The organism is Anaerolineales bacterium (assembly GCA_022866145.1).
Classification (GTDB): Bacteria; Chloroflexota; Anaerolineae; order Anaerolineales; family E44-bin32; genus PFL42.
In genome coordinates this window covers 1-1896 of sequence record JALHUE010000408.1, presented here as the reverse complement: position 1 = coordinate 1896, position 1896 = coordinate 1, and the positions used below count along the sequence as shown (strand labels likewise).

General features: G+C 67.0%; 2 protein-coding genes. Both read left to right on the top strand.

Translation table 11 applies throughout. The features are described 5' to 3' along the window. Positions 1–1586: transglutaminase domain-containing protein (locus MUO23_12240; protein MCJ7513727.1), on the top strand; the 1586-nt coding region annotated here is incomplete at its 5' end. Next, positions 1583–1896, top strand: a 314-nt coding sequence (locus MUO23_12235; GenBank protein ID MCJ7513726.1) for a hypothetical protein, incomplete at its 3' end; no start/stop codon positions are given. The genes MUO23_12240 and MUO23_12235, both read left to right, overlap by 4 nt.

Here is a 1896-nt window from a genome sequence, read left to right as displayed (position 1 = left end):
TGCGCGAGCGACTTGGAGAGAGCCTGCGCGGGCTGCGCAGCCCTGCCGCCTATGCGTACGAAGTGTATGGCGATGATCTGACTCTCAAGGCAGGCTCCGAGCCGGAAAACGAATTGATCCTGCGAATCTCGGCCGCCAGGCTCGGCCAAGACCAAGGCCGCTACTACTGGCGCGCTAAGGTGTACTCCCGATACGAAGATGGGAGGTGGCTTGCGGCGCAGGTCGAGACGATCCCAGTCTACCCGCTCCGTCCGGACCTGACTCTCACCGATACTCTTGGCAGGCAGGCGGTTGAGGTTGGGATCGAGCCCAGGCTTCCCGGCCTGCGCACGTTGTATGTTCTTGCACAGCCGGTATGGGTCAGCCGCCAAACGGAGTTCGGCGTCCGGCGTGCCGGGGATCAGATCCAGGATGTGACGACGGTCAGTGTCCCGGGAGTGGTCAAGGCCGGGGAGAGCTATCGCCTGCGGGCGATGCATGCCGCCCCGTCGGCGGGTGATCTGCGGGCGGCGGTTGGTCCCTACCCGGAGTGGGTCACCCGGGAATACCTGCAGGTTCCGCCGGAGATCACGGACCGGACCCGTGCCCTGGCCCGGCGCATCACCGAGGGGCAGGACAATTCCTTCGACAAGGCGCAGGCCGTGGTTCGCTGGCTTCGTGGCAATATCGAGTACAGCCGAGTCACCCAAGAGCCGCCGGAGACCCCTGAGCCGCTGGACTGGTTTCTCTTCGACTACCAGACCGGGTTTTGCGAATGGTATGCCTCGGCAGCGGTGATCCTGCTGCGGGAGGCCGGCGTCCCGGCCAGGATGGCCGCCGGATACGCACAGGGGACGCCGCGCCAGGAAACCGGCAACCTGCAGGAACTGGCCGAGTCCGACGTGTTCTACGAGGTCTACGGGACCGACCTACACACTTGGCCCGAGGTGTATTTCCCGGGCTACGGTTGGATCGAGTTCGAGCCGACCGGCGGGCAGCCGGAGCTCGCCCGGGCGGGGGCTGAAGCCGGAGCTGCTTTCGGTTCGCGCCTCTCTCCACCAGTGCCCACTCCGGAGGCAGGGCTTGAACAATCCATGGGCGGCGAGGAGGACCTGGCCGAGGAGGCCGCACTGCCCGGGGGAGTGCCGGGTCTAGGTGGTCTGCGTCTGGCGCTGGCCGTCCTAACCGCGGCCGGGGGAATCGCCTTGCTGCTGGCCGCCTGGCTGCGAGCCGATCCGGTGGCCTGGACGCTCGCCGTTCGAGGCGTGAGCCGAGGGCTGCGGCGTGTCGGCGTGAAGGCCCCCGACCGCCTGGCGCGACTGGCGCCTGAGGATTTGACTCTCTCGGCGGTGATCTACCGCCGCTGGAGCGGATGGCTGCCCCGCCTAGGGCTACATCCCTCGCCGGCGACAACTGCCCATGAACGCGCCGGGCAGCTCGCCGCCCGGCACCCTGCGCTGGAGGAAGCCAGCCGAAGTCTTGTCGAGGCCTATGCCGGCGAACGCTACGGAGCTGCGGCGGTCGATGCCAAGTCACTGCGCCGACTGTGGCGCGGGCTGGAGCTGCAGATGCTGCTCAGCTGGATCTCGGGAGGGGTTGACAAGTGAGTGAGCCCACCGTACGTCTGACTCCCCAGGAGCACCTGGCGCGATTGAGCCGGATGGCCGACGAGGTGCGCGCCCAGCTGGCGGCGCATGCCGAAAACCGCCGCCGGGTGGGCGAGGCCCTGCCGGCCGGTGTCGAGGACAGCCTGAAGCACCTGAGTAGCAGCCTGCGCATTTTGTCCGAAAGCGTGGAGTCGATGGATCAGGAGCGCCGCAACCTGCGGGCGCTGGCCGATGTCGCCAAAGTCGTCAACTCGTCTCTGGATCTGGCGACGGTCTTGAATGAAGTCATTGACACTGTGATTCGGCTGAC